This window comes from Arthrobacter sp. P1_C12_2, assembly GCF_056406415.1.
The window spans coordinates 135,777-161,708 of record NZ_JBFUAF010000003.1; the positions used below are offsets into that span (position 1 = coordinate 135,777).

At 67.8% G+C, this 25,932-nt stretch carries 23 protein-coding genes and 1 tRNA gene; 9 read left to right on the plus strand and 15 right to left on the minus strand.

Annotated features, from left to right (window positions below):
* Window positions 1–145: 145 nt before the first annotated feature.
* Window positions 146–1,585: a PhoH family protein gene (locus tag AC1DZQ_RS05230; protein ID WP_476962507.1), complete on the minus strand. Its 1,440-nt coding sequence runs from the start codon at window positions 1,583–1,585 to the stop codon at window positions 146–148.
* Between the two features lie 233 nt (window positions 1,586–1,818).
* Complete coding sequence (locus AC1DZQ_RS05235; protein WP_476962615.1) at window positions 1,819–2,580, minus strand: isoprenyl transferase; 762 nt, start codon at window positions 2,578–2,580, stop codon at window positions 1,819–1,821.
* A gap of 154 nt (window positions 2,581–2,734) precedes the next feature.
* On the opposite strand from AC1DZQ_RS05235, the gene trhA reads away from it, so the two are divergent.
* A complete protein-coding gene (gene trhA, locus AC1DZQ_RS05240) occupies window positions 2,735–3,451 on the plus strand; it encodes a PAQR family membrane homeostasis protein TrhA (protein WP_476962508.1) in 717 nt (238 codons plus the stop codon).
* 127 nt (window positions 3,452–3,578) lie between these two features.
* Here trhA and AC1DZQ_RS05245 read toward each other — a convergent pair whose 3' ends face one another.
* The 4 genes from AC1DZQ_RS05245 to mca all read right to left on the minus strand — a co-directional run bounded on the left by AC1DZQ_RS05245 (window position 3,579) and on the right by mca (window position 7,776).
* Window positions 3,579–4,244: an HAD family hydrolase gene (locus tag AC1DZQ_RS05245; protein WP_476962509.1), complete on the minus strand. Its 666-nt coding sequence runs from the start codon at window positions 4,242–4,244 to the stop codon at window positions 3,579–3,581.
* Window positions 4,241–6,448, minus strand: coding sequence for a thioredoxin domain-containing protein (locus tag AC1DZQ_RS05250; protein WP_476962510.1), 2,208 nt, complete (start codon window positions 6,446–6,448; stop codon window positions 4,241–4,243). The genes AC1DZQ_RS05245 and AC1DZQ_RS05250 overlap by 4 nt, the downstream gene beginning before the upstream one ends.
* Window positions 6,426–6,779, minus strand: a complete 354-nt coding sequence (locus AC1DZQ_RS05255; RefSeq protein WP_476962511.1) for a hypothetical protein — start codon at window positions 6,777–6,779, stop codon at window positions 6,426–6,428. The genes AC1DZQ_RS05250 and AC1DZQ_RS05255 overlap by 23 nt, the downstream gene beginning before the upstream one ends.
* Window positions 6,780–6,870: 91 nt before the next feature.
* On the minus strand, window positions 6,871–7,776 hold the full coding sequence (mca, locus tag AC1DZQ_RS05260; protein WP_476962512.1) for a mycothiol conjugate amidase Mca: 906 nt from the start codon (window positions 7,774–7,776) through the stop codon (window positions 6,871–6,873).
* Window positions 7,777–7,897: 121 nt separating this feature from the next.
* Between mca and AC1DZQ_RS05265 the strand changes: the two genes are divergently transcribed.
* Together AC1DZQ_RS05265 and greA are read left to right on the plus strand one after the other, a co-directional pair.
* Window positions 7,898–8,350 (plus strand): DUF4307 domain-containing protein, encoded by a 453-nt coding sequence (locus AC1DZQ_RS05265; RefSeq protein WP_476962513.1) that lies wholly within the window; start codon window positions 7,898–7,900, stop codon window positions 8,348–8,350.
* A gap of 257 nt (window positions 8,351–8,607) precedes the next feature.
* Entirely contained in the window at window positions 8,608–9,102 is a 495-nt protein-coding gene (gene greA, locus AC1DZQ_RS05270) for a transcription elongation factor GreA (protein ID WP_476962514.1), read from the plus strand.
* A 158-nt stretch (window positions 9,103–9,260) separates the two neighbouring features.
* Here greA and AC1DZQ_RS05275 read toward each other — a convergent pair whose 3' ends face one another.
* From AC1DZQ_RS05275 to AC1DZQ_RS05290, 4 genes are all read right to left on the minus strand, one after another.
* Window positions 9,261–9,887, minus strand: a complete 627-nt coding sequence (locus tag AC1DZQ_RS05275; RefSeq protein WP_476962515.1) for a rhomboid family intramembrane serine protease — start codon at window positions 9,885–9,887, stop codon at window positions 9,261–9,263.
* Between the two features lie 5 nt (window positions 9,888–9,892).
* Window positions 9,893–11,131 (minus strand): threonine ammonia-lyase, encoded by a 1,239-nt coding sequence (gene ilvA, locus AC1DZQ_RS05280; protein ID WP_476883749.1) that lies wholly within the window; start codon window positions 11,129–11,131, stop codon window positions 9,893–9,895.
* A gap of 21 nt (window positions 11,132–11,152) precedes the next feature.
* Window positions 11,153–12,466, minus strand: coding sequence for an AI-2E family transporter (locus AC1DZQ_RS05285; RefSeq protein WP_476962516.1), 1,314 nt, complete (start codon window positions 12,464–12,466; stop codon window positions 11,153–11,155).
* A 171-nt stretch (window positions 12,467–12,637) separates the two neighbouring features.
* Entirely contained in the window at window positions 12,638–13,603 is a 966-nt protein-coding gene (locus AC1DZQ_RS05290; protein WP_476962517.1) for an aldose 1-epimerase family protein, read from the minus strand.
* Window positions 13,604–13,679: 76 nt separating this feature from the next.
* Between AC1DZQ_RS05290 and galK the strand changes: the two genes are divergently transcribed.
* A complete protein-coding gene (galK, locus tag AC1DZQ_RS05295) occupies window positions 13,680–14,840 on the plus strand; it encodes a galactokinase (protein ID WP_476962518.1) in 1,161 nt (386 codons plus the stop codon).
* A 20-nt stretch (window positions 14,841–14,860) separates the two neighbouring features.
* Window positions 14,861–16,099: an acetyl-CoA C-acetyltransferase gene (locus tag AC1DZQ_RS05300; protein ID WP_476962519.1), complete on the plus strand. Its 1,239-nt coding sequence runs from the start codon at window positions 14,861–14,863 to the stop codon at window positions 16,097–16,099.
* A 111-nt stretch (window positions 16,100–16,210) separates the two neighbouring features.
* Here AC1DZQ_RS05300 and AC1DZQ_RS05305 read toward each other — a convergent pair whose 3' ends face one another.
* On the minus strand, window positions 16,211–17,113 hold the full coding sequence (locus AC1DZQ_RS05305; RefSeq protein ID WP_476962520.1) for a Bax inhibitor-1/YccA family protein: 903 nt from the start codon (window positions 17,111–17,113) through the stop codon (window positions 16,211–16,213).
* Between the two features lie 166 nt (window positions 17,114–17,279).
* Window positions 17,280–18,179, minus strand: a complete 900-nt coding sequence (locus AC1DZQ_RS05310; RefSeq protein WP_476962521.1) for a hypothetical protein — start codon at window positions 18,177–18,179, stop codon at window positions 17,280–17,282.
* Window positions 18,180–18,668: 489 nt separating this feature from the next.
* On the opposite strand from AC1DZQ_RS05310, the gene AC1DZQ_RS05315 reads away from it, so the two are divergent.
* Genes AC1DZQ_RS05315 through AC1DZQ_RS05330 form a run of 4 tightly spaced genes read left to right on the plus strand, consistent with a single transcriptional unit; the run spans window position 18,669 to window position 22,773 of the window.
* On the plus strand, window positions 18,669–19,931 hold the full coding sequence (locus AC1DZQ_RS05315; RefSeq protein ID WP_476962522.1) for a branched-chain amino acid ABC transporter permease: 1,263 nt from the start codon (window positions 18,669–18,671) through the stop codon (window positions 19,929–19,931).
* A 9-nt stretch (window positions 19,932–19,940) separates the two neighbouring features.
* The gene (locus AC1DZQ_RS05320; protein WP_476962523.1) at window positions 19,941–20,909 is read left to right on the plus strand and encodes a branched-chain amino acid ABC transporter permease; all 969 of its coding nucleotides are present in this window, start codon (window positions 19,941–19,943) and stop codon (window positions 20,907–20,909) included.
* A complete protein-coding gene (locus AC1DZQ_RS05325) occupies window positions 20,906–22,003 on the plus strand; it encodes an ABC transporter ATP-binding protein (RefSeq protein ID WP_476962524.1) in 1,098 nt (365 codons plus the stop codon). The genes AC1DZQ_RS05320 and AC1DZQ_RS05325 overlap by 4 nt, the downstream gene beginning before the upstream one ends.
* Entirely contained in the window at window positions 22,000–22,773 is a 774-nt protein-coding gene (locus tag AC1DZQ_RS05330; protein WP_476937114.1) for an ABC transporter ATP-binding protein, read from the plus strand. Before AC1DZQ_RS05325 ends, AC1DZQ_RS05330 begins: the two co-directional genes overlap by 4 nt.
* A gap of 348 nt (window positions 22,774–23,121) precedes the next feature.
* Here AC1DZQ_RS05330 and AC1DZQ_RS05335 read toward each other — a convergent pair whose 3' ends face one another.
* The 3 genes from AC1DZQ_RS05335 to AC1DZQ_RS05345 form a co-directional block, all read right to left on the minus strand.
* Window positions 23,122–24,471 (minus strand): ABC transporter substrate-binding protein, encoded by a 1,350-nt coding sequence (locus tag AC1DZQ_RS05335; RefSeq protein ID WP_476962525.1) that lies wholly within the window; start codon window positions 24,469–24,471, stop codon window positions 23,122–23,124.
* 325 nt (window positions 24,472–24,796) lie between these two features.
* Window positions 24,797–24,870: transfer RNA gene (locus AC1DZQ_RS05340), tRNA-Leu, on the minus strand.
* Between the two features lie 32 nt (window positions 24,871–24,902).
* Window positions 24,903–25,847, minus strand: coding sequence for an N-acetyltransferase (locus tag AC1DZQ_RS05345; protein WP_476962526.1), 945 nt, complete (start codon window positions 25,845–25,847; stop codon window positions 24,903–24,905).
* Window positions 25,848–25,932 lie beyond the last annotated feature (85 nt).

The window sequence follows — 25,932 nt, forward strand, 5'->3', positions numbered from 1 at the left end:
TCGGACCCCGGGAGGTCGCCCAGCGACCGCAGCGGGTCCCATGCGTCGTGTCTAAGCGACGGCGAAAGGCCGTGTCCCGGCAAAACCCAGCCACGGCGAAGGGCCGTGGCCCGGCGAACCGGACCACGGCCCCAACGGTGGACGCCTAGATCTCCGCCCCCTCCAGCAGCTCCGTTACCAGGGCTGCGATCGGCGAGCGCTCCGAGCGCGTGAGCGTGATGTGGCCGAACAGCGGGTGTCCCTTCAGCGTCTCGACGACGGCCGCCACGCCGTCGTGCCGTCCGACCCGCAGATTGTCGCGCTGGGCGACGTCGTGCGTCAGGACAATCTTCGAGTTCTGGCCGATCCGGCTCATCACCGTCAGCAGCACATTCTTCTCCAGGGACTGCGCCTCGTCGACAATCACGAACGCGTCGTGCAGCGACCGTCCGCGGATGTGCGTCAGCGGCATGACCTCAAGCATGCCCCGGTCCATCACTTCCTCCACGACTTCCTGGCTGACCAGGGCGCCCAGGGTGTCAAAGACCGCCTGCGCCCACGGGTTCATCTTTTCCGCTTCGGACCCGGGCAGGTAGCCGAGTTCCTGGCCGCCCACCGCGTACAGGGGCCGGAAGACGATCACCTTGCGGTGCTCCCGGCGCTCCAGGACGGCTTCGAGCCCGGCGCACAGGGCCAGCGCGGACTTGCCCGTGCCGGCCCGGCCGCCGAGGGACACGATGCCGACCGACGGGTCCATCAGGAGGTCGATCGCCAGCCGCTGCTCGGCCGAGCGGCCGTGGAGGCCGAAGACGTCGCGGTCGCCCTTGACTAGCCGGACCTGTTTGTCCGCCCCTACCCGTCCCAGGGCCGAGCCGCGGTTGGAGAGCAGGACCAGCCCGGTGTTGGTCGGCAACTCGGCCGCCGCCGAGATGAAGACCGGCTCGTGCCCGTACAGGGTGGCAACCTCGTCCTCGCCCGCGTCGAGCTCGGCCACGCCGGTCCAGCCGGAGTCCTTGACGAGTTCATTGCGGTATTCGTCAGCCAGCAGCCCCATGGCCGAGGCCTTGACGCGCATCGGCAGGTCCTTGGACACCACCGTCACGTCGCGGCCCTCGTTGGCCATGTTCTTGGCCACCGCGAGGATGCGGCTGTCGTTGTCCATGCCCCGGAACCCGGCGGGCAGCACCTCGGCGGAGATATGGTTCAGCTCCACCATGAGCGTGCCGCCGTCGGGGCCAAGCGGGATGGGACGGTCCAGGCCGCCGTGCTCGAGCCGCAGGTCATCGAGCAGCCGGAGGGCCTTGCGCGCAAAGTAACCCAGCTCCGGGTCGTGGCGCTTTCCTTCGAGCTCGGTGATGACGACGATCGGCAGAATGACCTCGTGCTCGGCGAAGCGCAGGAGGGCCCGCGGATCGGAGAGCAGTACGGATGTATCGATCACGAAACTGCGGGCCGTGCCCCGGCTCCCTGTTCCTTCCCCGGAAACAGCAAGACCGGCCGCCGCGGAATCCGCTGCACCGGTCTTTGAGGTGGCTCGCTTGGCGCGAGAGGTAGCTTTCTGTCCCTGATCGGAAGTGACATCGGGCAGTTGCTCAGAAATAGCCACATCGACTCCAGCCCCGGGGCAATGCCCGGAATTGTTAGTGGTGAGGCGGCTCGGCCTGGAGGCCGGACGCGGCCTCCCATACACCCGGTGCGAAAATCCGCTCCATGTACTGGCCTCCCCGATCGGCCGGCGAATTGCCTGCCGATGGGATTAACGTACGTCTCCGGTGGCCGGTTTGTCCGATAATTCTTCGGCGATTCTTATTGCCGTCTCGTTAACTCCGCGTGAACCGCTCAGGCACCGAAGCGGCGCTGCCTGCCGGCATAGTCGCGCAGGGCGCGCAAGAAGTCGACCTTGCGGAACGCCGGCCACAAGGCCTCGCAGAAGTAGAACTCACTGTACGCGCTCTGCCACATAAGGAACCCGGACAGCCGCTGCTCCCCCGAGGTCCGGATCACCAGGTCCGGATCCGGCTGGCCCCGGGTATAGAGGAAGCGCGAGATGTCATCCACGGTGAGTTCATCGGCCAGTTTTCCGATGTCCGCTCCCCGGGCGACGGCGTCGTGCAGCAGTTCCCGGACGGCGTCGACAATCTCGCGCCGTCCGCCATAGCCGACGGCGACATTAACGTGCAGCCTCTCGTGCGCGGGCGTGCGCGCCGYCAGGTTGTTCAGCCGCTCGGCGAGGTAGTCCGGCAGCAGTTCGGGGGCGCCCATGGCGTGCACCGAGATGTTGGCGTCCTCATCCAGCCGGTCCAGCGTGTTGGCGATGATGCCCATCAGGAGGTCGAGTTCCTCGCCGGAGCGGTTCATGTTGTCCGTGGAGAGCATGTACAAGGTGACCACCTTGATGCCCAGCTCCTGGCACCAGCCGAGGAATTCGTGGATCTTGTCCGCGCCGGCCTGGTGTCCCTGGCTTGTGGGGGCGTTGAACTGGCGGGCCCAGCGCCGGTTGCCGTCGACCATGACACCGACGTGCCGCGGGATCCGTTCCGGATCGAGGGAGCGCTGGAGTTTGCGCTCGTAAAAGCCGTAGAGGAACCCGGGCATTTCCATCCGGAGATTCACCTGGCTTCCTTGAGGTACTGGTTCAGTGCACATCCTAGGCTACCTGCCGGAGGGCCGTGCCGGGTGCAGCTCCGCGGCCGGAAAGCCTCCGCGGACATGTTACTCATCGGTAACTTACTACTCCGTAAGTTATTATTGCGGGATGGAAAGCAACAGTCTTGAGCCCCGGCCGGAGCCTCCGGCGAAGCGGGGAACCCCGGTGGACGACGCCGCGGTGAGGCTTGCCGAACTGCTGATGATCAAGCCCAAATGGCGGGGCTGGATCCACACCGTGACCGCCCCGCTGGCGCTGGCCGCCGGGCTGGTGCTGGTGATCCTGGCCCCGCCGGACCTGAAGGTGGCCTGCGCCGTCTATGCCGTCACCGGGGTCCTGCTCTTCGGTGTCAGCGCTGTCTATCACCGCGGCAACTGGTCACCGCGCGTGAAGATCGTCCTGAAGCGGTTGGATCACACAAACATCATGCTGGTGATCGCGGGAAGCTACACGCCGCTCGCCTGGGCCCTGCTGGAACGGCAGCAAGCCGAAGTGCTGTTGTGGGTGATTTGGTCCGGGGCCATCCTCGGCGTGCTGTTCCGCCTGCTGTGGACCAATGCCCCGCGGTGGCTCTACGTGCCGATCTACATCGCGCTGGGCTGCGGCTCGCTGTTCTACCTTCCGGACTTTTTCGCCGCCAACGCCGCCTCCGCGGTGCTGATCTGCGTCGGCGGTGTCCTATACATCACCGGAGCCGTCTTCTATGCGCTGAAGAAGCCGAACTTCAGCTACGAACACTTCGGCTTCCATGAGCTGTTCCATGCGCTGACGGTCTTGGCCTTCGCCGCGCACTACATCGCCATTGCCATCGCGGTCCTGGGCTGACCCCGGCCGCGCGGATTCTCCCCACCTTTGAAACAGCGACGCCGGGACTCACCGCCGGTTCGGCCCGCCACGCCGTGCGCCGCCCCCAATAGTGGGGAGTTTCCGGCGTCGAGTGCCGGGGCACGGCTCAGCCGGGCCGGCCTGCCACGATGAGCTCGGGGAGCCGCCGCATGTCGGAAAAGACGGTGGTCCCGGGACCGGCCAGGCGGGAGGCCGGGGTGACACCGCCGGTATACGCGAAGACGTGCATTCCGGCCGCCCGGGCGGCCTGGATGCCGTAGGCGCTGTCCTCGACGACGGCGCACCGGCCGGGCGCGGTGCCGAGGCTCGCGGCGGCGTGGAGGAACAGGTCGGGCGCGGGCTTGCCGTTGGCGACCTCGGTGGCGCTGTAGATGCGGCCCTGGAAGCGGGGCAGAAGCCCGGTCTTGCCCAGGGTCCGGTGCATTTTTTCGTGGCTGCCGCTGGAGGCGACACAGTGCGGCAGGGATAGCCGGTCCAGGGCGTCCTCGATGCCGGCCACGGCTTCGAGGTCGCGTTCAAACGCTTCCTGGTACCAGCGCCCATACTCCCGGTCCCAGCCGTCGGCCAGCCGGATCCCGAGCTGCTGTTCAACGGCGGCAACAAAGTGCGCCTCGGACTTTCCGACGAACCGTTCCACGATTTCATCGAGTTCCAGTTCCCAGCCGAGATCGGCCAGCACGCGCTGGTCCACCCGGATGGCGATCACCTCGGAATCCACCAGCACACCGTCGCAATCGAACACCACCAGCTCAAAGCCGTCCTGACCAGTCATGAGGACATCCTAGCCAGCCGCTCGCGCATCCCTTCGACGGACTTCGTGGGAAGGTCGCAGACCATGCCACGGCACAGGAAGACCTGCGGTGCGCCGTCCGGGTCCGCGCCGCGGCCCCGCAGGAGCGGCACTGGCCGGGATGCGCCGTCGTCCTGGACCGCGACCACCAGCCCGGGGCTGGCCGAGAGCAGGAGCTCCCGGTGCAATGCGGCCCGTTCCGGCGTGTCCGGACCGGCGACGGCGGCCTCGACGGGACCGGCGAGGGCGGCCTGGCCCGTCGCGAGCAGCCAGCCGGCCGCGGGGGGCGCCCGGACCGCAACCGGAGGCAGCAGCTGGGCAAGGATGTTGGCAGCCAGGGTGCGGTGTTCGGAAGAGCCGGACAGGGCCGAGTGGGTCAGCAGGGCACCGGCCAGCGCGGCGGCGCCGCTGGGGGTGGCGCCGTCGAACGGTTCCAGGCCGTCACGGCCGCCTTGGGCGGCCGTGACCTGCGCGGACTCCCCCGCAGCGTCCTTGAGGCCGTCGGCGGCTGCGAACCGCGCGCAGGCGGCCTCCAGAAGGGCCTCGGCCAGCTCATACCAGCGGGTGTGCCCGGTAACCCCATAGAGCGCGAACAGCCCCTCGGCGCACAAGGCATAGTCCTCCAGCAAGCCGCCGATTCCGCGCGCCACTCCGTCGTGGGAGACGCGCGTAAGCCTGCCGGGGCCATCAGCCGCGGGCCGCCAGTGCACGCGCTCAAGATAGCCCGCGATCCTTTCCGCGGCGGCCACGAGCTCCGGCCGCGCCAGGACGGCGCCGGCGTCGGCGAGGGCCGCGACGGCCAGTCCGTTCCAGCCCGCCACCACCTTGTCATCCCGGCCGGGCGGGGGTCGTCCGTTGCGCGCCCGCGCCAGCACTGGGCGCACCCGCTGCCACAGGGCGGCGTCCCCGCCGGATATCTCGCGGCCCGGATGCAGCGGCGAACCGTGCGCGCTCACGCTCCCGGGCGTGCGGACGTTCATGAGCTCCGCCACGGCGCCGCCGTCGGCCGGGCCCAGGAGTGAGTCGAGCTCGCCGGGAGTCCACAGGTAGCTGGCCCCTTCGGCGTGCACGCCGTCGATGACCGTGTCGGCGTCCAGCGACGACGCCAGGGCCACGACCCCGGCGTCGGGGCCCGTCGCAGGACCAGGCGTCAGCCCGAGGCGGGCCAGGAGCCAGTCGGCGGTGAGCCCGGCGGTCGCGGCGGCCTCGGCCGCCGGGTACTCCGGCGTGCCGCCCAGCCGGACCCAGTGGACGTAGACGCGCAGCAACTGGGCGTTGTCGTAGAGCATTTTCTCGAAATGCGGAACAGACCAGTCGCCGGTCACCGAATAGCGGGCGAAGCCGCCGTCGAGCTGGTCGAACAACGCCGAGCGGGACATTGCCGCCAGGCTCCGCCCGGCCATGTCACGGGCCGCCGCGGCGGTGTCCGGGCCGGCGGTGTCCGGAACGGCTGCCGGCGGCACGGCGGCGTGACGGATCAGGAATTCGAGCACGGCCGCGGGCGGGAACTTCGGCGCGCCGCCGAACCCGCCGTGGGTCTGGTCCTCGGAGCCGGACAGGGCGGCGACGGCTTCGCCGAGGAGCGCCGCGTCCAGGGACTCGGGCGGCCCGTCGAGGCGCAGGGCGGCGGCCGGCTGGGAGGCTGCGATGCCGCGCGCCAGGGTAGCCGCGTTGGCCTCGACGGCGCCGCGGCGTTCCGTCCAGGCCTCGCTCACGGCTTCAAGGACCTGGCGGAAGGACGGACGGCCCGGCATGGGCCGGGGCGGGAAGTAGGTGCCGGCATGGAAAGCCCGGCCGTCGGGCAGGAGGAAGACGGACATCGGCCAGCCGCCCTCGCCGCTGATCGCCTGCGTCGCTGTCATGTAGACAGCATCGACATCGGGGCGCTCTTCCCGGTCCACCTTGATGGAGACAAAGTGGGCGTTCAGGTAGTCGGCGGTGTCTTGGTCCTCGAAGGATTCATGGGCCATGACATGGCACCAGTGGCAGGCCGCGTAGCCGATGGAGAGGAATACCGGCACGTCCCGGGCGGCCGCGGCGGCGAAGGCCGCGTCACCGAACCGCTGCCAGTGCACGGGGTTGCCGGCGTGCTGGCGCAGGTACGCAGAGGGTTCCGCCGCCAGGGCATTCGAGGCCCCGGTCGGCGGGTTGGGAGCACCGCCGTCAGCGGGTTCCGGGTCCCGCATCGCCGTTGACTTCCGGCCGGGTAACCCCGCCGTCGGACTGGGTAACCTCGCCGTCGGCGGGGAATGCGCCGCCGCCGGCAGGGAAACCGGCGTCCGGGCTCCCTGCATCCTCGGCGGCTGCACGCTCGGCCTCCACCTGGGCACGGTAGCGGACCCGGCGGATACGCCGCACCATGTCCACGATCAGCAGCGCGGTCAACACCACGATGAAGGCTGTCAGCAGGAAGCCCAGCAGACCCGGGGTGACCTGGTCCTCGGACAGGCCCGGGCGCAGCGACGGCGTTGGGGTCGGCGCCGGGGTTGTTGCCAGGGCGATGAGCAAGGAGTGCACGGTGGAAAACCTTCTGTGGAAACTGGTGTCTTTTCTGCGGCGACTTTTCTACAGTGTCTTTTCTACACCGGATAGAAGAGCCCTTTCGTCTCTATCTTAGCCCGGCGAAGAGGTCCGTTTCGGGCAGTTCCGCCGGGATCCGGGACTCGATCAGGGAGTAGTCCTCCCACGGCCAGACCCTGCGCTGCATGGCCGAGGAGACCGCGAAGAAGAATCCTTCCGGGTCCACCTGGGTGCGGTGGGAGCGGAGCGCCTCGTCGCGAGCTTCGAAGAAGTCGCCGCACTCGATCTGGGTGGTGGTGGGGTGCGTCGGCGGCGGCGGGGTGTGCCCCTCGGCGTCCGCTTCCAGCCAGGCGGCCAGCCGCTCGGCATACGGGGACTGCAGGCCGGACTCTTCCAGCGCGGCGTGGAGGGCGCGGAAGCGGTCCGGGCTGAAGGCGCGGTCGTAGTAGAGCTTGCTGGGCTCCCAGGGTGCCCCGGCGTCCGGGTACCGGGCGGGATCGCCGGCCGCCGCGAAGGCCTCGACGGCCACGCGGTGCGCCATGATGTGGTCCGGGTGCGGGTAGCCGCCGTTCTCGTCGTAGCTGAGGATCACGTGGGGCTTGAAGTCCCGGACCAGCCGGACCAGCGGTGCGGCCGCCCGCTCCAGCGGCTGCAGGGCGAAGCACCCGGGCGGCAGGGCCGGCAGGGGGTCGCCCTCCGGGAGCCCGGAATCGACGAAGCCGAGCCAGCGCTGCCGGATGCCGAGGACGTTCGCGGCGGTATCCATCTCGAGCCGGCGCGCCCCGGCCATGTCGCGTTGGGGGTGCGGCTGTCCCTCCATCGCGGGGTTCTGGATGTCGCCGCGGGAGCCGTCGGTGCACGTGGCCACCAGGACGTCCACGCCGGCGGCGGCATACATCGCCATCGTGGCGGCACCCTTGCTGGATTCGTCGTCGGGATGAGCATGGACCGCCAGCAGGCGAAGCGGTGCTGACGGGCTGGGGGATGCTGTCATCGTGGGACGGCTCCTCTTTCTGCTGTTCTGCTCTGTTGGGGTGCTCTGTTGGGGTGCGGCTTGACCTGTGCGGCCGGCCGTCCCGGAAATAACCCGGTCCGATCCACACTAAACTGGACTGGTGACTTCCGAGGACCAGCCCGCCGCGCCGGCACCTACCAGCCTAACCAATCGTTACGGCGGCCAAAAGCGCGCGCTGTCCCGCAAGGCCAAACGCAACATCCTGATGGCCGCCCTCGCCGTGGGCATTGCCTTCCTGGCCTGGGTGTCGACGTCGTCGGCCATCGGCAGTGTCAGCTTCAAGGATGTCGGCTACAGCACCCGCGACGCCACGCTGACGGAAATCGACTTCCAGGTCACCAAGGACCCCGCAGCGGAGGCGAAATGCGCCGTGAAGGCCATGGACTCCAAGTTCGCGATTGTCGGCTGGAAGGTTGTGGACATCGGGCCGAACGCGGCCGACGCCGGCACGGACGGCGGACGCACCACGGCCCACCGCGCCCAGTTGCGCACGGAATCCCAGGCGGTCTCCGCCGTCGTGGACAGCTGCTGGATTCCCCACGCCGGGCAGTAGGCCGTGGCAGGCACCGGACAACAGGCCGCGGCATGCGCCGGGCCGCGCGTAGACTTAAGTCTGAGGCGGCCCCTAACACCTCCTGTAACAAGCACCTCCTGTAACACGGTGTGATCCACGCCGCAGTCCTCTTTGGTTTATCCACAGGATTGACTACAATGGATCAATACCTTTCCCCCGCTGAGCTGGTTACTGCGTCATAAAAGTGGCCACCGTGGCGGGGTCTTTGCTTGTATGACCACCCAAAGGAGAAGTCCGTGTCTACCACCAACAGCGCAACTGCGGCTTGGCTTACCCAGGAAGCTTTTGACCGCCTGAAGGCAGAGCTGGACAACCTTTCCGGCCCCGGCCGGGCAGAAATCGTCCAGAAGATCGAAGCCGCGCGCCAGGAGGGCGACCTCAAAGAGAACGGCGGCTACCACGCTGCCAAGGAGGAGCAGGGCAAGATCGAGGCCCGCATCCGCCAGCTCACGGCCCTTCTCCGCGACGCCCACGTCGGCGAGTCCCCGGCCGACGACGGCATCGTCGAGCCCGGCATGATCGTCGTGGCCAAGATCGCAGGCGACGAGGAAACCTTCCTGCTCGGCTCCCGCGAGATCGCCGGCGACTCGGACCTGGATGTCTTCAGCGAGAAGTCCCCCCTCGGCGCGGCCATCGTCGGCCACAAGGAGGGCGACAAGCTCAGCTACACCGCCCCGAACGGCAAAGACATCGCTGTGGAAATCATGTCCGCCAAGCCGTACGCCGGCTGACAGCAGCTCGCTCTGTTCCGTGACGGAACACTTTTACGAAACAACGACGCCGGTCTCCCCTTCGCGGGGAGGCCGGCGTCGTGTTTTTCGCCTGTTGGCAGTGGCAGCCGGGCGGGCCGGCCTGGCGGGCGTCCCCGGTCGATCCTCTTCCCGGGTGTTCAGCGTCCGGCGGGCAGCGCCCCCGGGCGCCGGGTACTCAGCAGCAGCGCCGCCACGACGCCGCCGATCGCCCCGCCCAGGTGGGCCTGCCATGAGATGAAACTGGCCACGGTGGGCAGGACGCCGAAAAGGATGCCGCCGTAGACCATGAACAGCACCACGGACAGCACGATCTGCCACCAGTTCCGGTTGATGAAGCCGCGGACCAGGAGGAACGCGAAGAGTCCGAACACCAGCCCGGACGCGCCGACCGTGACGCTCGCGCCGCCGATGAGCCACACCGCGAGCCCGGACGCCAGCCAGCTGGCGGCCAGGGCGGTTATGAACACCCGCCGACCGGACAGGAACACGAGGAACCCGAAGATGATCAGCGGGAGCGTGTTGGACATCAGGTGGGCAAGGCTGGAGTGCAGCAGCGGAAACGTCAGGATGTCCAGGATCCCGTCCGGGCTGCGCGGCCGCAGCCCGAACGTGCGGTTCAGGGAGTGGAACAAGGCGGTGTTGACGATCTCGATCAGGTACAGCAGCACCACGAAGGAGCCCACCACCAGGAGTCCCCGGCGGGCACGCACCGCGGTGCTGTCCCCCTCCGGCGGCGGCCCCACCGAGAACGCGTCCGTCATCATGGCCCCTAGTGCACCACGATCGGCTGGAAACCCTCGGCGCGCAACGCCGCGAGGACCTGGCTGCAGTGCTCGTGGCCCTTGGTTTCCAGGTTGACGGTGATGGAGACGTCGCCCATGCTGATGGAGCCGCCCACCCGGGTATGGTCCAGGCCCGTGACGTTGGCGTCGTTTTCGGCGATGATGCGGGCGATCGTGGCGAGCGAGCCCGGCCGGTCATCGAGCATCATCCGCACGGTCATGTACCGGCCGGCGGCGGAGAGGCCGCGCTGGATGACCTTGAGCATCAGCATGGGGTCGATGTTGCCGCCCGAGAGAACCACCGCAACGGTTCCGGGATTTTCGATCTTGCCTTCCATGAGCGCCGCGACGCCGACGGCCCCGGCAGGTTCCACCACCATCTTGGTGCGCTCCAGCAGGAAGATCAGCGCCCGGGCCAGGGCGTCTTCGCTGACGGTGACGACGTCGTCGACGAGCTCGCGGATGATGCTGAACGGCAGCTGGCCCGGCCGGCCCACGGCGATGCCGTCGGCCATGGTGGACACCTTCTTGAGCGGGACGAGGGCGTCCGCGGCGAGCGAGGGAGGGTAGGCGGCAGCGTTTTCGGCCTGGACGCCAATGATGCGGATGTCGCGTCCGAGTTCCTTGGCGCGCGCCTTCACCGCGACGGCCACGCCCGCGAGGAGGCCGCCGCCGCCGACACCCATCAGGATGGTGTCGACGTCGGGGACCTGTTCGAGGATCTCCAGCCCCACGGTCCCCTGGCCGGCGACGACGTCCACGTCATCGAAGGGGTGGACAAAGACGGCGCCGCTTTCATCCGCGTACCGCTTGGCTTCGGCCAATGCCTCGTCCACATTGTGGCCGTGCAGCACCACCTCGGCGCCGTGGCTGCGGGTGGCGGCGAGCTTGGGCAATGCGACGCCGAGCGGCATGTAGATCCGGGCCTTGATGCCGAGGCTCTTGGCTGCGACAGCCACACCCTGGGCGTGGTTTCCGGCGGAGGCCGCCACGACGCCGCGCTTCTTTTCGGCGTCGGAGAGTTTGGCCATCCGCACATAGGCGCCGCGGACCTTGAAGGAACCGGCGCGCTGGAGGTTTTCGCACTTGAGGAAGACCTCGCCGCCCACCGTGGCGCCGAGGGCACGCGATGATTCCACGGGTGTCCGCGTAATAATCCCGTCGAGCAGCTTCTGCGCCTCCAGGACATCGTCCAGCGTGACGGGCAGGCTCTCAAGGGTATTCACGAACTGTTCTCCTTCTTTGGATCAGGCGTCGGTGCCCCGTCCGGCATCGCTGCCCGGAGCACCGCTGTTGGGTGCGGCGCCCTCGCCGCCGGGGGTTCCGCCCGGCAGGTGGACGTCTGTGAAGGTGGTGTCTGCGCCGGGTTCGGGGGCAGGGCTGCCCTGTGGTCCCGCGGTTGCCAGCACTTCATCATGTTCCCACGTTCTGCCCGCAATGTAGCGAATCGACGAGTTTGCTACGGCCAGGATCGGAACGGAGAACAGCGCGCCGGGGATCCCGGCGAGGTAGGAGCCCGCCGCGACGGACAGGATCACGGCCACGGGGTGAAGGGAGACGGCCTTGCCCATGACGAGCGGCTGCAGGATGTGGCTTTCGAGCTGCTGGACGCCGAGCACGATCGCCAGCATGATGAGGGCGTTGACGGGCCCGTTGGCGACCAGCGCCAGCAGCACGGCGATGGCTCCCGTGACCAGCGCGCCGACCACCGGGATGAAGGAACCGAGGAAGACCAGCACGCCAAGCGGCAGCGCGAGCGGCACGCCGATGATGGCGGCGCCGACGCCGATTCCCACGGCGTCCACGAACGCGACGAACATCTGGATGCGTGCGTAGCTGACCATGGAGGTCCAGCCGCGGCGGCCCGCGCCGTCCGTGGCGCGGCGGGCCTTCCGGGGCATGAGGCTGACGAGGAAGGCCCAGATCCTGTCACCTTCGAGCAGGAAGAAGATCAGGATGAACAGCGCCAGGACCAGGCCGGCGGCGAAGTGCCCGGCTGTGCTCCCGAACGTCAGGGCCCCGCTGAGGATGCTGCTGCTGTTGTTCTGCAGCGCGGCGGTGGCGTCCTCGATGTACTTGTCGATCTGTGCGGCCGTCAGGTGGAGCGGGCCTTCCGACAGCCAGGTCTGGACCTGCTGCACGCCCGTGAGCGCCTGGGACCACAGCTCGCCGAAGCCCTGCATGAGCTGGCGCCCGACCAGGGTCAGCGCACCGATGATGATGCCGATGAAGCCGAGCACCGTGATGGCGACGGCGAGCCCCTTGGGCACGCTGCGTTTGGCCATCCAGCGCACCGCAGGGCTGAGGAGCCCCGAGAGGAGGGCGGCCACCATGACGGGGATGATGAGGAAGCTGACGTGGCTGAGCAGCCAGACCAGCAGCCCGATCACGAGCAGGATGAGCCCGCCGCGCCATGCCCAGGCGGCGGCGATCCGCACGCCGTAGGGAATGTCCTGGTCGATCTCCCGGTCGGTCCGTGGCCGGGCCCCGGCACGTACCCCGGTCCCGGCCGCGGAAAGGGAAGGGCTTGTGGCGGGTGCGGCGTCCTCAGCTGGCGTCATAGCCCCATGATTCCGCAGAGGCCGATTAATAGGAAACCAGCTGGTGGAGTCGGCCCACCGGGCCAGCTGGTGGGGCCGGCCCGACCGGTCCGCCGGTCCGGCCCGCCGGGTCAGCCTGTGGGGTCGGCCCGACCGGTCCGCCCGTCCGGTCCGCCGGTCCGGCCCGCCGGGTCAGCCTGCAGTGGCCGTCAGCGAGGCCGAGATGCCCCAGGTCATGGAGAACTGCTCCCCCGGCGCGAGCCAGCGCAGGCCCTCGCCGCTGTTGAAGGCGTTGGCCGGTCCGGTCATCGGCTCGATCGCGACGGCCTTCGACCGGCCCGGAAACTCGGTCGTTACGAAGACATGGACGTAACCGCAGTTCGCGTCCTGCCACAGGCTTACCGTCCGCCCGTCCGGTGACCGCAGCGTGTGCCGGGCGACGCCGCCGTCGAAGTCCAGGTCCGTATAGGCCGAATCGAGGTCAAGTGTCCCCACGGGCCGCCCGCCGCGCAGGTCGAAGTCGCCGCCGACCGGCTCGGTGCTGCGCGGGATGAGGCGGTCATCGGCCACCAGCCGGGTCCGGGCGTCCACGCTCACGGTGAGGTCCTCGCTGGGCACGTCGCCCAGCCGCAGGTACGGGTGTGCGCCAAGCACGAACGGCGCGGGGTCCTGGGCGTCATTGATCAGGGTTTGGCGCACCACCAGCCCCAGGTCCTCCGCCAATTCGTAGCGGACCCGGTGCCTGAGCAGGAACGGGTAGCCGTGCTGCGGGAAGACCGCCGCTTCCAGGGTCACGGAGAACTCGTCCTCGTCCACGAGATCGTAGGAGGAATTCCGCAGCAGCCCGTGGCTGGCGTTGTTGCGCGAGACCTCGGTGATGTCGAGCTGGAGCTTCTTGCCGTTGAGGTACCAGACACCGTCTTCCACCCGGTTTGCCCAGGGCGCCAGGGTTATTCCGGCGGCGCCGGGCGGGATCTCGGCATCGCCATAGCTCTCCGTTAGGGCGGTCCCGCCGCGGCTGTAGAGCCGCAGCCCGGCGGCAAGTTCGGTGACAATGGCCAGGGCGTCGCCGCGCCGGAGCTCGTACTGCCGCCCGGTCGCGTACCGCCGCATGGTGTCATCGGGGCCGGAAGCAGAATGAGTCGCTGTGAGATCCATGGTGACCACCGTACAGACCCGCCCGGCAACGCGTATACCTTGGATCCATGACTTTCAGCACCGCCGGCGCCCGGCCATGAACCCTCCCCTGGACAGCAGCGGGCTCGCCGCCCGGTTTGAGACGGTCTTCGGTGCCCGGCCCGACGGCGTGTGGCGGGCGCCGGGGCGCGTCAACCTCATCGGCGAGCACACTGATTACAACGAGGGCTTCGTCCTGCCGTTTGCCATTGACCGGGCAGCCCGGGTGGCCATCAGGGTCCGGCCGGATTCCACCATGAGGATGCTCTCCACGTTTGGTAACCAGGGGCTGACCACCGCGGACACCGGCACGCTGGCCCGCGCCAGCGCCAAGGGCTGGACCAAGTACCCGCTCGGGGTCATCTGGGCACTGCGGCAGCAGGGCCTCCTGGTTCCCGGAGTGGACCTGCTACTCGATTCGGATGTCCCCCGCGGAGCCGGCCTGTCGTCCTCCCACGCCATCGAATGCGCCGTGATTTCGGCCCTGAATGAGCTCATGGGCGCCGGCCTGTCCGCGCAGGACATGGTCCTGGCCACCCAGCGGGCGGAGAACAACTTCGTCGGCGCGCCCACCGGCATCATGGACCAGTCCGCCTCGCTCCGGGGCACGGCCGGCCATGCCGTCTTCCTCGACTGCCGGGACCAGAGTGTCCGGCTGGTGCCGTTCGACGCCGACGCCGCCGGGCTGGTGCTGCTGGTCATCGACACCCGGGTGTCCCATTCCCACGCCGACGGCGGGTACGCGGCCCGGCGGGCATCGTGCGAACTCGCCGCCGAGGTCCTCGGTGTGCCGGCGCTGCGCGACGTCGGGTTCGAGGACCTCGAGAAGGCCAGCGGGCTTCTGGACCAGGAGACGTTCCGCCGCCTCCGGCATGTCGTCACCGAGAACCGCCGCGTCCTGCAGACGGTGGAGCTGCTGGACACCCTGGGCCCGGCCGCCATCGGCCCCCTGCTGGACTCGTCCCATGCCTCGATGCGCGATGACTTCGAGATCTCCTGCGCCGAGCTGGACCTTGCCGTGGACACGGCGCGGTCGGCCGGCGCGATCGGGGCCCGCATGACTGGCGGCGGGTTCGGCGGCTCCGCGATCGCCCTGACCCCGGCGGGATCGGCACAGCGGGTGCGTGCCGCCGTCGAACGGGCGTTCGCCCGGGCCGGGTATGCCGCGCCGGAGATCTTCAGCGTCAGTCCCGCGGCAGGGGCCATGCGGCTGGCATAGGCGGGGCGTAGTCTGGGCGCATGCCTGAAGCTGTCATCGTTTCCACCGCCCGGGGCCCGATCGGGCGCGCCTTCAAGGGGTCCCTGAAAGACGAGCGGCCGGACGATCTCGCCGCCGCCATGATTACGGCTGCCCTCGCCGGGATTCCGGGGTTCGACGCCGCCGCCGGACCGGGCCGCGGCCTGGACGACATCTATCTGGGGTGCGCCGAACCCAGCGGCGAGGCCGGTTCCAACATGGCCCGCGTGGTCAGCATCCTGGCCGGGCTGGACAACGTTCCGGCCGCCACCATCAACCGTTTTTGTGCCTCCAGCCTGCAGACGCTCCGGATGGCATTCCACGCCGTCAAAGCCGGAGAAGGCCAGGCGTTCGTGGCCGCCGGTGTGGAGGCGGTCTCGCGCTACCGGGAATGGGCCGGTGCCGGCGAGACCGACGCGGGCACGCACAATCCGCGCTTCGAGGCGGCCCGGAAACGCACCGAGGCCCGCGCGGCCTCCAACACCCCGTGGACCGACCCGCGGCTGGGCGGCCGGATGCCGGACGTGTACATCGCCATGGGCCAGACGGCGGAGAACGTCGCCACAAGCTACGGCATCACCCGCGCGGAGCAGGACGCCTGGGCGGTACTCAGCCAGAACCGGGCCGAGGCGGCCATCGCCTCGGGGTTCTACGCCCGCGAAATCACGCCGTACACCCGCGCTGACGGCTCGGTGGTGGACCGCGACGATTCACCGCGTCCCGGTGTGAGCGCGGAAGCCGTCGGCGCGCTGCAGCCGGTCTTCCGCTCCGGCGGCACCGTGACGGCCGGGAACGCGTGTCCGCTCAATGACGGGGCAGCCGCCGTCGTGGTCATGAGTGACTCGCGCGCCCGCGAGCTGGGCCTCGAGCCGCTCGCCCGGATCGTCTCCACCGGGGTCAGTGCCCTGTCCCCGGAGCTGATGGGCATGGGCCCGGTGGAAGCGACCCGCCGGGCGCTCGCGATCGCCGGGCTGGGCATCGGGGACATCGACCTCGTGGAGCTCAACGAAGCGTTCGCGGTCCAAGTGGTGGCCAGTGCCCGGGAACTCGGCATTGATCCGGAGAAGCTCAATGTCCACGGCGGCGCCATCGCGCTCGGCCACCCCTTCGGGATGACCGGCGCACGCATGACCACCACGCTGCTCAACGGGCTCCGCGCCCGGGACGCCTCCCTCGGCCTGGCCACGCTGTGCGTCGGCGGCGGCCAGGGCATGGCGGTTGTGTTCGAGCGGCTCAGCTGACGGCATGCAACTGAGGCGTTGCAGCAGCCGCCAGCGGCCGCAAACACGTGGAGCCCCGCCGTTGGGCGGGGCTCCACGTGGGAAATCAGGGGCGGTCAGGAACGACGCCGGTTACTCGTCGCCGCGGAGGATGGCCAGCAGTCGGATGATCTCGACGTAGAGCCAGACCAGCGTGACCGTGAGGCCGAAGGCTGCGGTCCAGGAGAACCGCTGCGGGGCCCCGGCGCTGATGGCCGCCTCGATGGACGTGAAGTCCATGATCAGGGAGAAGGCGGCCAGGCCGATCGCCAGGAAGCCGATGAAGACGCCGAGCGGGATACCCATGATCTCCACGCTGGTGCTCAGGCCAAACGGCGTGGTCACGGCCCCGGTCATCATCATGACGACGTTGACGAGCGCAAACACCGCATAGCCGATCAGGGCGATCATGAAGAACCGCATGAGCTTGGGCGTCGCCCGGACCTTGCCGCTCTTGAACAGCACGAGCGTCACGGCGAAGACGGAAAGCGTCCCGACGACGGCCTGGATGCCGACTCCCGGGAACAGGTTGTCGAGGATGCGGGTCAGGCCGCCGAGGAAGAATCCTTCGAGCAGCGCGTAGGCCAGGATCAGTCCGGGGGACGGCTGCTTCTTGAACGTATTGACCATCGCGAGGGCGAAGCCGCCGAGGGACCCGAGGATCATCAGCATGGATCCCGTGCCCTGCGGGACGGCGAGCGCCACTGCGGCACCGACGATCAGGATGCCGAGGCACGCGGCGGTCTTGACGATGACGTCGTCGTACGTCATCCGGCCGATGTCAGCCGGGCCGGCCGCCGGGCGGTTGTACAGGTCCTGAAGCTGTTCCTGGGTCATGCCCTGCTGCGCCGAATTCCATCCGCCCTGGCCCGGGGCCTGGCCATACGGGTTCTGGCCATAGGGGTTCTGGCCATACGGAGCCTGCGGGGCAGGCGGTGCCTGGGTGGCTTCGCGGAAATTCTTTCCGCTGAAGATCGGGTTTCCGCCATGTGCCATTGCGGGTGTCCTCCAAAATAAGGGGGTGGGTGATGTTCCGGTGCGATGCGGATTACACAAAAAGGGGCTTCTATATATTCACGCTACCAATTCCCACGGCCGACGGGGAGGGATAGTTCCCCTGTGGGGCCGCCGCAACCGAACCGTGACCTAATCAGCCGGGTCCTCAGGCCCAGGATGTCCGCGCGGACGCCTGCCGCCATGGCCGCCCCGTGCGGCTCGCGCCAGTGCCGGCCGCCAGCAGGCCGGATTGTCCGTCACCGCGGAAATCGTCGAACCGCTTCGACGGGTCCCCCTTCGGCTCCGGGAGCGGCCCGGGAACCGGGGCCGGCGTTCCCGTGCCGCTGTTGACAATGACGTCGTCGATGTAGATGTCGGCCATTTGCTGATCGTGTTCGGAGCCAAGCTGGAGCGTGTCAAGCGTCGTCGCGGAAATACTGACGGTGCCCACGTAGACCGAGCGACCGTCCCACCAGATTTGGACGTTGGTCCCGGGACCGTTGGGGACCACGTGCATGACCAGCCTGTGCCAGGAGTCAGTGGGGACGTCCCGCCGCAGCGTGGTGTAGGCGAACCCCGCGGATGACGAGGTACGGAGCACCAACTCATGGGAGATGTTCTGCCGGAAGACATCCAGGACGCGGACGCCGCCGGCAAAGAACCGGAAGTAGGGAACATTGTTTCCCGCCATTCCCTCGGCGGCGATATTGAACCATCCGTCCGCATACGCCTCGGTGGTCCCGGGGGTCAGGCCCACAGTCAGCCTGGCGATGGAGCCGGGCCCAGCGGTGGTGTGCAGGAGGGCGGCACAGTTCCCGGAGTGCGACAGCCCGGTGGACACCGAGGCATTTCCCGTCCCGGCCGTGGAGATCCCGAACCCGTCCAGGGTGCCCGCCTCGAAGCTGGATGCCGCGGCCATGATTCCCGGATAGGGGTCGGTGAGTGCCTCTGTGGAGGGAACGCAGGCCTGCGCCCCGGCGGTCTCGGGGCCGAGGCTGAGCGCCGGAAGGCCCAGGATCGCCAGCACAAGCGAACCCGCGAGGCACAGCTTGACCACCCTGTTCATCCGTCGGCCCTCCAAGATCGGACCCTGCCATCAGCGCCGGCTCGGGCCGAAAGTTCCGGCCTCCGGTTCCGGATTCCGGTTCTGGCGCTCTTCGCACCATAGCGCCGGAGGACTTGGAAAAAGCTTGGATTTGCCGCGCGGACCGGCCACTGTTTAGGCATACTCGGAATCAACAAAAGTTTTCTTTAGCTGGGCTACAGCAAGGTATCTCCGCGACTACACGGTTGTTATCCGATCGCGACGTTCTGCCTGCTCGCAGCGGCATTCATTGCCTCGCCCGGGCTGTAGCATAGGCCACACAGGGTGACGGACATCACAACGAGTGATCGTATTTTGAGACGCTCGTCCCCTGACCGTTCGCAACGGTTGCAAAGGCGCAACCCACAGCACCCCCATGTGGAGGTTTTCAATTTGAGAAGCACAACGAGCGGCCTGTCGCAGAGACGGCGCGGCAGACTATTGAGGGCTGTGGGGGCAGTATTTGCCGCCATGGCTGCGCTACTGCTCATCGTGGCCCCGGCGTCCAGCGCCACGACCCCTTCACCGACACCATCCCCGTCGGCGACACAGTTCACGAACAGCATCAGCGGCTTCTTGCGCGGCGACGACCGCGCACCGATCCCCGGGGTAACCATCACCGCCACGAGCGGCGATTTCACGGGAACCACGAAATCGGGAGCCAACGGCGCCTGGACCATCGGCGTCCCCACCCAGGGAACCTACGAGGTCAAACTCGATGAATCCACGCTTCCGCAGGGCATCAAACTGGCCGAGGGCCAGGAGAACCCCCGCAACGTCACCTTCAGCCAGACCTCAAACCTCTCGGTGATCTTCACCTTTGGCAAGGGCATTGTCGTGGAGCAGCAGAACTTCATGCAAAACCTGCTCAACCGGCTGGTGGCAGGCCTGAGCTTCGGCCTGTTGCTCGCCCTCGCGTCCGTGGGCCTGTCCCTGATCTTCGGCACCACCGGCCTGACGAACTTCGCCCACGGAGAAATGGTCACCATAGGCGCGGTGCTGGTGTTCGCCTTCAACCAGATGCACCTGCCGTTCTGGCTGGCCGTCATCCTGGCCGTCATCGGCGGCGGATTGTTCGGCTACGTCCAGGACGCGGGCCTGTGGAAGCCGCTGCGGCGCCGCGGAACTGGGCTTGTTCCGATGATGATCGTAAGCATCGGCCTCGCCCTGTCCGTGCGCTACATAATCCAGTTCTATTTCGGCGGCGCCACCCAGCAACTGCCGTTCGCCCAGAGCGTGGAAATCCTGATCGGCCCGATCTCCATCTCCCCCAACAACCTCTTGTCCCTCCTCGTCAGCGCCGTCGTGATCGCCGCCCTCGGCGTCGTCCTGCTCAAGACCCGCCTCGGCAAGGCCACCCGCGCGGTGGCCGACAACCCGGCGCTGGCCGCAGCCTCCGGCATCGACGTCGACTCCGTCATCCGGATCGTCTGGGTGGTCGGCGGCATGCTCGCCGCCCTCGGCGGCATCCTCTGGGCCTACTACCGGCCCGGCGTCACCTTCGACATGGGCTCGCAGATCCTGCTGCTCATCTTCGCCAGCGTCACCCTCGGCGGCCTCGGCACAGTCTGGGGCGCCCTGGTCGGTTCCATCATCGTCGGCATCTTCGTTGAGCTGACCACCGTGTTCGGCCTCGCAGCCGACCTCAAATACGTGGGAGCGTTGTTCATCATGATTGTTGTCCTCTTGTTCCGCCCTCAGGGCATTCTGGGCCGCCGCGAGCGCGTGGGTTAGGAGACAGCCATGGATTTCGGATTCATATTTTCCAGCGCCGCCGGCGAACTCTTCAGCCCGACGACAGCTGCCTACGCCCTGGCCACCCTCGGCCTCGCGGTCCACTTCGGCTACACCGGCCTGCTCAACTTCGGCCAGGCAGGCTTCATGGCAGTGGGGGCCTACGGCTTCGCCATCTCCACCCTGACGTTCCATGTGCCGTTCTTCGTCGGACTGCTCGTCGCCGTCGTCGCCTCCGCCATCTTCGCCCTGCTGCTCGGCATCCCGACGCTGCGGCTGCGGGCGGACTACCTGGCCATCGTGACGATCGCGGCGGCCGAAATCGTGCGCTACATCGTCACGACCAACCAGCTGACCGCCATCACCGGCTCGGCCAACGGCCTCGCCGCCTTCGAGGGCGATTTCTACGCCATGAACCCCTTCCCGCCGGGAACCTACATTGGCATGAACAACCGCGACTTCTTCATCCGGGTGGTCGCCTGGGCAGTCGTAGCAGTCTTCTGCACCCTGGTCTGGCTGCTGATGCGAAGCCCCTGGGGCCGGGTACTCAAGGGCATCCGAGAGGACGAGAACGCCGTCCGCTCGCTCGGCAAGAACGTGTACGCCTACAAGATGCAGTCCCTGATCATCGGCGGCGCGCTCGGTGCCCTGGCAGGCATGATCTTCACGATTCCCCGCGGCGCGGTGCAGCCTGCCAACTACGGCACGGAACTGACGTTCTTCCTCTACACCTGCCTGCTGCTCGGCGGGCTCGGCACTGTGCTCGGCCCGGTGGTCGGGGCCATGATCTTCTGGGTGGTGCTCTCGCTCACCCAGGGCATCCTCTACGGCCTGATCGAGTCCGGCACCATCACGTGGCTGAACACGGTCCAGGCCGGGCAGCTGCGTTACATCCTGGTCGGCGTGGCGCTCATGCTGCTGATGATCTTCAGGCCCCAGGGCGTTCTCGGCAATAAAAAGGAGCTGGCATTCGCATGAGCCTTCCAAGCGAAGAGTCACGGGACGAACCCCGCACGTCGGAAGAAATCGACTATATGACGGACAACCGTCCGATCGCCGCCGGGGAGATCGCGCCCGGTTGCAAGAAGCGTGATCCGATCGTGGTGGCGGAGAACGTCACCCGCACCTTCGGCGGCATCAACGCCGTCGACGTCCAGTACCTCGAAATCCCGCGGCACAAAATCACCGCACTGATCGGCCCCAACGGCGCCGGCAAGACCACCTTGTTCAACCTGCTGACGGGATTCGACACCCCGAACTCGGGTACATGGCAGTTCGAGGGCAACAACATCGCCGGCGTCTCCTCCTACAAGGTGGCCCGGATGGGGATGGTCCGCACCTTCCAGCTCACCAAGGTCATGGGCAAGCTCACCGTGATGGAGAACATGCGCCTCGGCGCCTCCAGCCAGTCCGGCGAACGACTGTCGAAGGCCTTGTTCAAGGGCATCTGGGGCGGCCAGGAAAAGAAGATCACCCAGGAAGCGAACGTGCTGCTGGAGAAGTTCAAACTGGACGCCAAGAAGGACGACTACGCGGCGTCGCTGTCCGGCGGGCAGCGGAAGCTGCTGGAAATGGCCCGGTCACTCATGGTCCGGCCCAAGCTTGTCATGCTCGACGAGCCGATGGCCGGCGTCAACCCTGCGCTGACGCAGTCGCTGCTGGACCACATCAAGAACCTCAAGGCCGAGGGCATGACCGTCTTGTTCGTCGAGCACGACATGAACATGGTCCGGCACATCGCCGACTGGGTGGTCGTGATGGCCGAGGGCAAGATCGTCGCGGAAGGGCCTCCCGCCGAGGTCATGAAGAACCCCGCCGTGATCGACGCCTACCTCGGCGCCCACCACGACGTCGATCTCGGCGACGCCGAGGGCATCAAGGAACTGGCCGCGGAGCTGGTCGCCGACGAGGAATCGATTGTCGGCACTGAAAACGCCGGCATCATCTCCGCCGACGTCCTCACCACCGAGGCGGAGGAAGCGGCGGCGAACGGGACGACGCGCGGCCGCCGCAGCGCCGGAGAGCCGAACCGCGCCGAAGAGCCAAACCGCACAGAGAAGGACAAAGAATGAGCGCCACCAGCGCGGCACCGGCCGCCCAGCCCGCCTTCGATGGCGACTCGGTCGTGAAGGTCACCGATCTGGTGGCTGGTTACATCCCCGGCGTCAATATCCTCAACGGCTGCAGCATCGAGGCCCGCAAGGGTGAGCTGATCGGCATCATCGGCCCCAACGGCGCCGGCAAGTCCACGCTGCTGAAGGCCATGTTTGGCCTGGTCAAGGTCCACTCCGGCTCGGTGGTGGTCCGCGGGCAGGACATCACCGGACTCAAGGCCAACAAGCTGGTCAGCAAGGGCGTCGGCTTCGTTCCGCAGAACAACAACGTGTTCGCCGCCCTGACCATCGAGGAAAACCTGCAGATGGGCATGTTCCAGCGGCCCAAGGACTTCGCTCAACGGTTCGACTTTGTCTCCGAACTGTTCCCGGAGCTCGCCAAACGGCGCGCCCAGCGGGCAGGCTCGCTCTCCGGCGGCGAACGCCAGATGGTCGCCATGGGACGGGCCCTCATGATGGACCCGGCCGTACTGCTGCTCGATGAGCCCTCCGCGGGCCTCTCCCCTGTCAAGCAGGATGAGACCTTCCTCCGGGTCCACGAGATCAACCGGGCCGGCGTCTCCGTCATCATGGTGGAGCAAAACGCGCGCCGCTGCCTGCAGATCTGCGACCGCGCCTACGTGCTGGACCAGGGCAAGGACGCGTACACCGGTACTGGCCGGGAACTCATGAAGGATCCCAAGGTCATCCAGCTCTACTTGGGGACGCTCGCAGACACCGTCGAATAGCGCCTCGGGCAGTATCCCCGCAAGGGCCGTCACCAGCCGGTGGCGGCCCTTCTGCGTGCCCAGCGTAGTTGGCTCCGGGTTCGGGCCCGGTGGTACCGTCCGGGCGCCTCCGTCGCCCTCAGCGTTTGTCTCACCGGCCGCTCTCCCGGCAGGACGGCGACGGCGTCACGCGGCGCAGAGTTATGGGCGGGCACCTTGAGGGCGCAGCCGGAATTCCGGCGTCGAGCTGTCCAACGCCGGCCAAAAGGCTGCTGTGCGTGACGCCTGGCCCGCACGGACGCTGCCCCGGACGCAAAAGACCCCCGTCCGGGCTGGACGGGGGTCTCTTGTTAGTCGGGAGGAAGCGGCTTACAGCTTGCCGAATTCTTCCTTGACCGGCTTGTAGGTGTTGTCATCCTGGAACTCGTAGATGCCGATGTAGGCTTCCGTCGGGTCGCCGGCGTCGGAGAACGATACGGGGCCGGACTGGCCGTCGTAGTCGATGTCCTTACCGTTGCGGAGCAGGGTGACACAGGTCGGGAACGTGTTGCACTTCTCTCCACCTTCAGAGACTGCCTTGAGCTGGGCTGCGATGTCGGTGCCCTTGGTGCTCTTGGCGGCTTCGGCAGCGAGTGCGATCAGGTTCACGGCGTCGTAGGACTCGCCGGAGTAGCTGTAGTCCTTCAACGCGGGGTCGATCGTCAGGAGCTTCTTCTTGAAGTCATCCTTGGCGAAGGTACCCGGGATGGTGCCCTGGGCGCCCTTCAGGGTTCCCGGCTGGAAGTCCTTGCTGTAGTCGGACATGTTGCCGTCCACCATGAAGATCTGGGTCGGCTTGACGCCCTTGCCCGTCATCAGCGGAACGATGCTCTTGGCCTGGTCGAAGGTGATCAGGGCAATGGCGTCCGGCTTGGCGGCGAGAACCTTGTCCACCTGGCTGCTGAACTGGGAATCGCCCTCGTTGAAGAGTTCCTGGGCAACAACCTTGCCGCCGGCTGCCTCGAAAGCGGACTGGACGTTCTTTGCAAGGCCGGTTCCGTAGGCGTCGTTCAGGACGATCATGCCGACAGTCTGGGCGCCACAGGTGGCCATGTAGTTGCCGAGGACCTTGCCCTGGAGCACGTCCGAGGGGGCGGTGCGCCAGTAGAGGCCCTTGTCATCCCACGCGGTGAAGTCCGGGGAGGTGTTGGCCGGGGAGAACTGGACGACGCCGGCACCGGTGATCTGGTTGATCACGGTCTTGGAGACACCCGAGGAGGCTGCGCCGACGATTGCACTGACGCCCTGTCCGAGCAGTGCCGTGGTGGACTGAGTGGCGATGTCGGTCTTGGTGTCGCCGGAGTCACGGTGGATGACCTCGACCGGCTTGCCCAGGACGCCGCCGGCATCGTTGACCTCCTTGATGCCGAGGTTGACACCTGCAATTTCGGGCGGGCCGAGGAAGGCCAGCGAACCCGTCGTCGGCAGGAGCGAGCCGATCTTCAGGGGTGTGGGGGTGGTGGTGGCCGAAGCGGGCACAGTGCCCGCTTCGCCGGCAGCGCTGGTACCGCCGCCGGTGGCGCTGGGTGCCGGGCACGCGATTCCCGCGGCCGCGGCTGAGCTGGATCCCGACGAACTCGGGGCAGGCGAACCGCCACAAGCCGTAGCCAGAAGGGCGACGCCGAGGCTAAGCACTGTGAGCTTAGCGACGCGGGGCGCAACCCGTGGGAGTGAAGTCATGTACAAGCTCCTCGATCTAAAGGTGCGAACGGCCTTTGACGCGAAAGATCAGGTGTTCCTGATTCCACTTCAAGCTAGTGCAATTTCGACGTGAAAATAAGTGACTACGGTCACATCCTTATAACACTCGTTGCATAGAGGAAATCTGGACGGTTTCAGAGGCTGTTTTGGCGGCTGTTTTGGCGGGGCGACGGCCTGGAACGCCCAGCCGGGCAAGGGGACGCCGGGGGCCAGTCCGCTCGGCTGCCGGGGCGCGGCAGGGCGGCGGACCCGGGGCGCGGCAGGGCGGCGGACCCGGGGCGCGGCAGGGCGGCGCGCAACACTGTGCCCCAGGTGGGACTCGAACCCACAACACGCGGATTTTAAGTCCGCTGCCTCTGCCAATTGGGCTACTGGGGCGCCCGGTCCATGGTATCCCGTCGCCGGGCGGATCAGCCCGCGAAAGGGTCCGCGTAGCGGAAGGTGCCGCTCACGCCGCCGGGCCAGACGGCGAGCGGGAGCAGCTGGAAGTGCGCGGCCCAGCCGGCCTCCGGCGGCGCCACCCCGAGCGACGTGGACGGGACAAAGCCGAAGCGGGAGTAATACTCGGGGCTGCCCAGCAGCGCGATCCCCCGCTCCCCCGCGGTGTTGGCCCGGGCCACGGTCTCGTTCATGAGCGCGGTGCCGATGCCGTGGCGCTGCAGCCGCGGCACCACCCCGATCGGCCCGAGCCCGAGCAGCTCCAGCTCGCCCACCCATCCGCGGGTGCTGATCACATACCCCACGATTTCGCCGTCGAGTTCCGCAACGACGCTGAAATCCGGCAGGTATTGCTGGCACTCGAACAACCGGGCCAGCAGCTTCACTTCGTCGGGTTCGCCGTCGATGTGCAGCCCGGTGGCGGGCGAGATGGCAAACGCGGCGGCTGTGAGGGCGAGGATGGCCGGACGGTCCGCTGGCTCCTCGCTGCGCAGCACGAGTTCCGGTGCCGGTTTGTGCTCCCCATGGGCCGCGACGAGTTCGTGCAGTACCTCCAACGCCCGTTCGGTATCCGCCACCGGCACCAGCAGGTGGTCATGGTGGAAGCCGGCCAGGACGTTGCAGCTGATCTTCGCCTCGGTCAGGGCGGCGCTGACGGCTGCGGTCAGGCCGATCGCCTCCAGCGAGGAGTGCACCTGGAGCGTGATCCAGGCCGCGACGAAGTCGTAGGAGAGCCCCAGACTGTCCGCTTCGTCCCGCGGCAGCACGACGGTCAGCCCTTCCGCCTCACGGACGGCGGCCGCGATGGCCCCGGCCAGGGGCCTGCCGTGCGGCCACAGGGCGTAGACGTATTCGCCCTCGCGCAGTTCGGGGTGCATGGTGGCCAGGAGGGTGTGCAGGTCCTTTTCAGCTGTCATGGAGCCAGTCTAGGCGCGGGTCCTGCACACCTGTCCGCTCGGGCGCCCCTGCGGTTGCCCGCCACGAAAACGGCGGCCGCTCCCC

Excerpts from the sequence above, each read along its gene's own strand:
- AC1DZQ_RS05245 (WP_476962509.1), bottom strand. The coding sequence starts at position 4,244 with ATGACTGGTCAGGACGGCTTTGAGCTGGTGGTGTTCGATTGCGACGGT.
- AC1DZQ_RS05335 (WP_476962525.1), bottom strand. The coding sequence starts at position 24,471 with ATGACTTCACTCCCACGGGTTGCGCCCCGCGTCGCTAAGCTCACAGTG.
- AC1DZQ_RS05285 (WP_476962516.1), bottom strand. The coding sequence starts at position 12,466 with ATGACGCCAGCTGAGGACGCCGCACCCGCCACAAGCCCTTCCCTTTCC.
- AC1DZQ_RS05310 (WP_476962521.1), bottom strand. The coding sequence starts at position 18,179 with ATGAACAGGGTGGTCAAGCTGTGCCTCGCGGGTTCGCTTGTGCTGGCG.
- AC1DZQ_RS05325 (WP_476962524.1), top strand. The coding sequence starts at position 20,906 with ATGAGCCTTCCAAGCGAAGAGTCACGGGACGAACCCCGCACGTCGGAA.
- AC1DZQ_RS05300 (WP_476962519.1), top strand. The coding sequence starts at position 14,861 with ATGCCTGAAGCTGTCATCGTTTCCACCGCCCGGGGCCCGATCGGGCGC.
- AC1DZQ_RS05315 (WP_476962522.1), top strand. The coding sequence starts at position 18,669 with ATGGCTGCGCTACTGCTCATCGTGGCCCCGGCGTCCAGCGCCACGACC.
- AC1DZQ_RS05330 (WP_476937114.1), top strand. The coding sequence starts at position 22,000 with ATGAGCGCCACCAGCGCGGCACCGGCCGCCCAGCCCGCCTTCGATGGC.
- AC1DZQ_RS05250 (WP_476962510.1), bottom strand. The coding sequence starts at position 6,448 with ATGCGGGACCCGGAACCCGCTGACGGCGGTGCTCCCAACCCGCCGACC.
- trhA (WP_476962508.1), top strand. The coding sequence starts at position 2,735 with ATGGAAAGCAACAGTCTTGAGCCCCGGCCGGAGCCTCCGGCGAAGCGG.
- mca (WP_476962512.1), bottom strand. The coding sequence starts at position 7,776 with ATGACAGCATCCCCCAGCCCGTCAGCACCGCTTCGCCTGCTGGCGGTC.
- AC1DZQ_RS05305 (WP_476962520.1), bottom strand. The coding sequence starts at position 17,113 with ATGGCACATGGCGGAAACCCGATCTTCAGCGGAAAGAATTTCCGCGAA.
- AC1DZQ_RS05320 (WP_476962523.1), top strand. The coding sequence starts at position 19,941 with ATGGATTTCGGATTCATATTTTCCAGCGCCGCCGGCGAACTCTTCAGC.
- galK (WP_476962518.1), top strand. The coding sequence starts at position 13,680 with ATGAACCCTCCCCTGGACAGCAGCGGGCTCGCCGCCCGGTTTGAGACG.
- AC1DZQ_RS05275 (WP_476962515.1), bottom strand. The coding sequence starts at position 9,887 with ATGATGACGGACGCGTTCTCGGTGGGGCCGCCGCCGGAGGGGGACAGC.
- AC1DZQ_RS05290 (WP_476962517.1), bottom strand. The coding sequence starts at position 13,603 with ATGGATCTCACAGCGACTCATTCTGCTTCCGGCCCCGATGACACCATG.
- AC1DZQ_RS05345 (WP_476962526.1), bottom strand. The coding sequence starts at position 25,847 with ATGACAGCTGAAAAGGACCTGCACACCCTCCTGGCCACCATGCACCCC.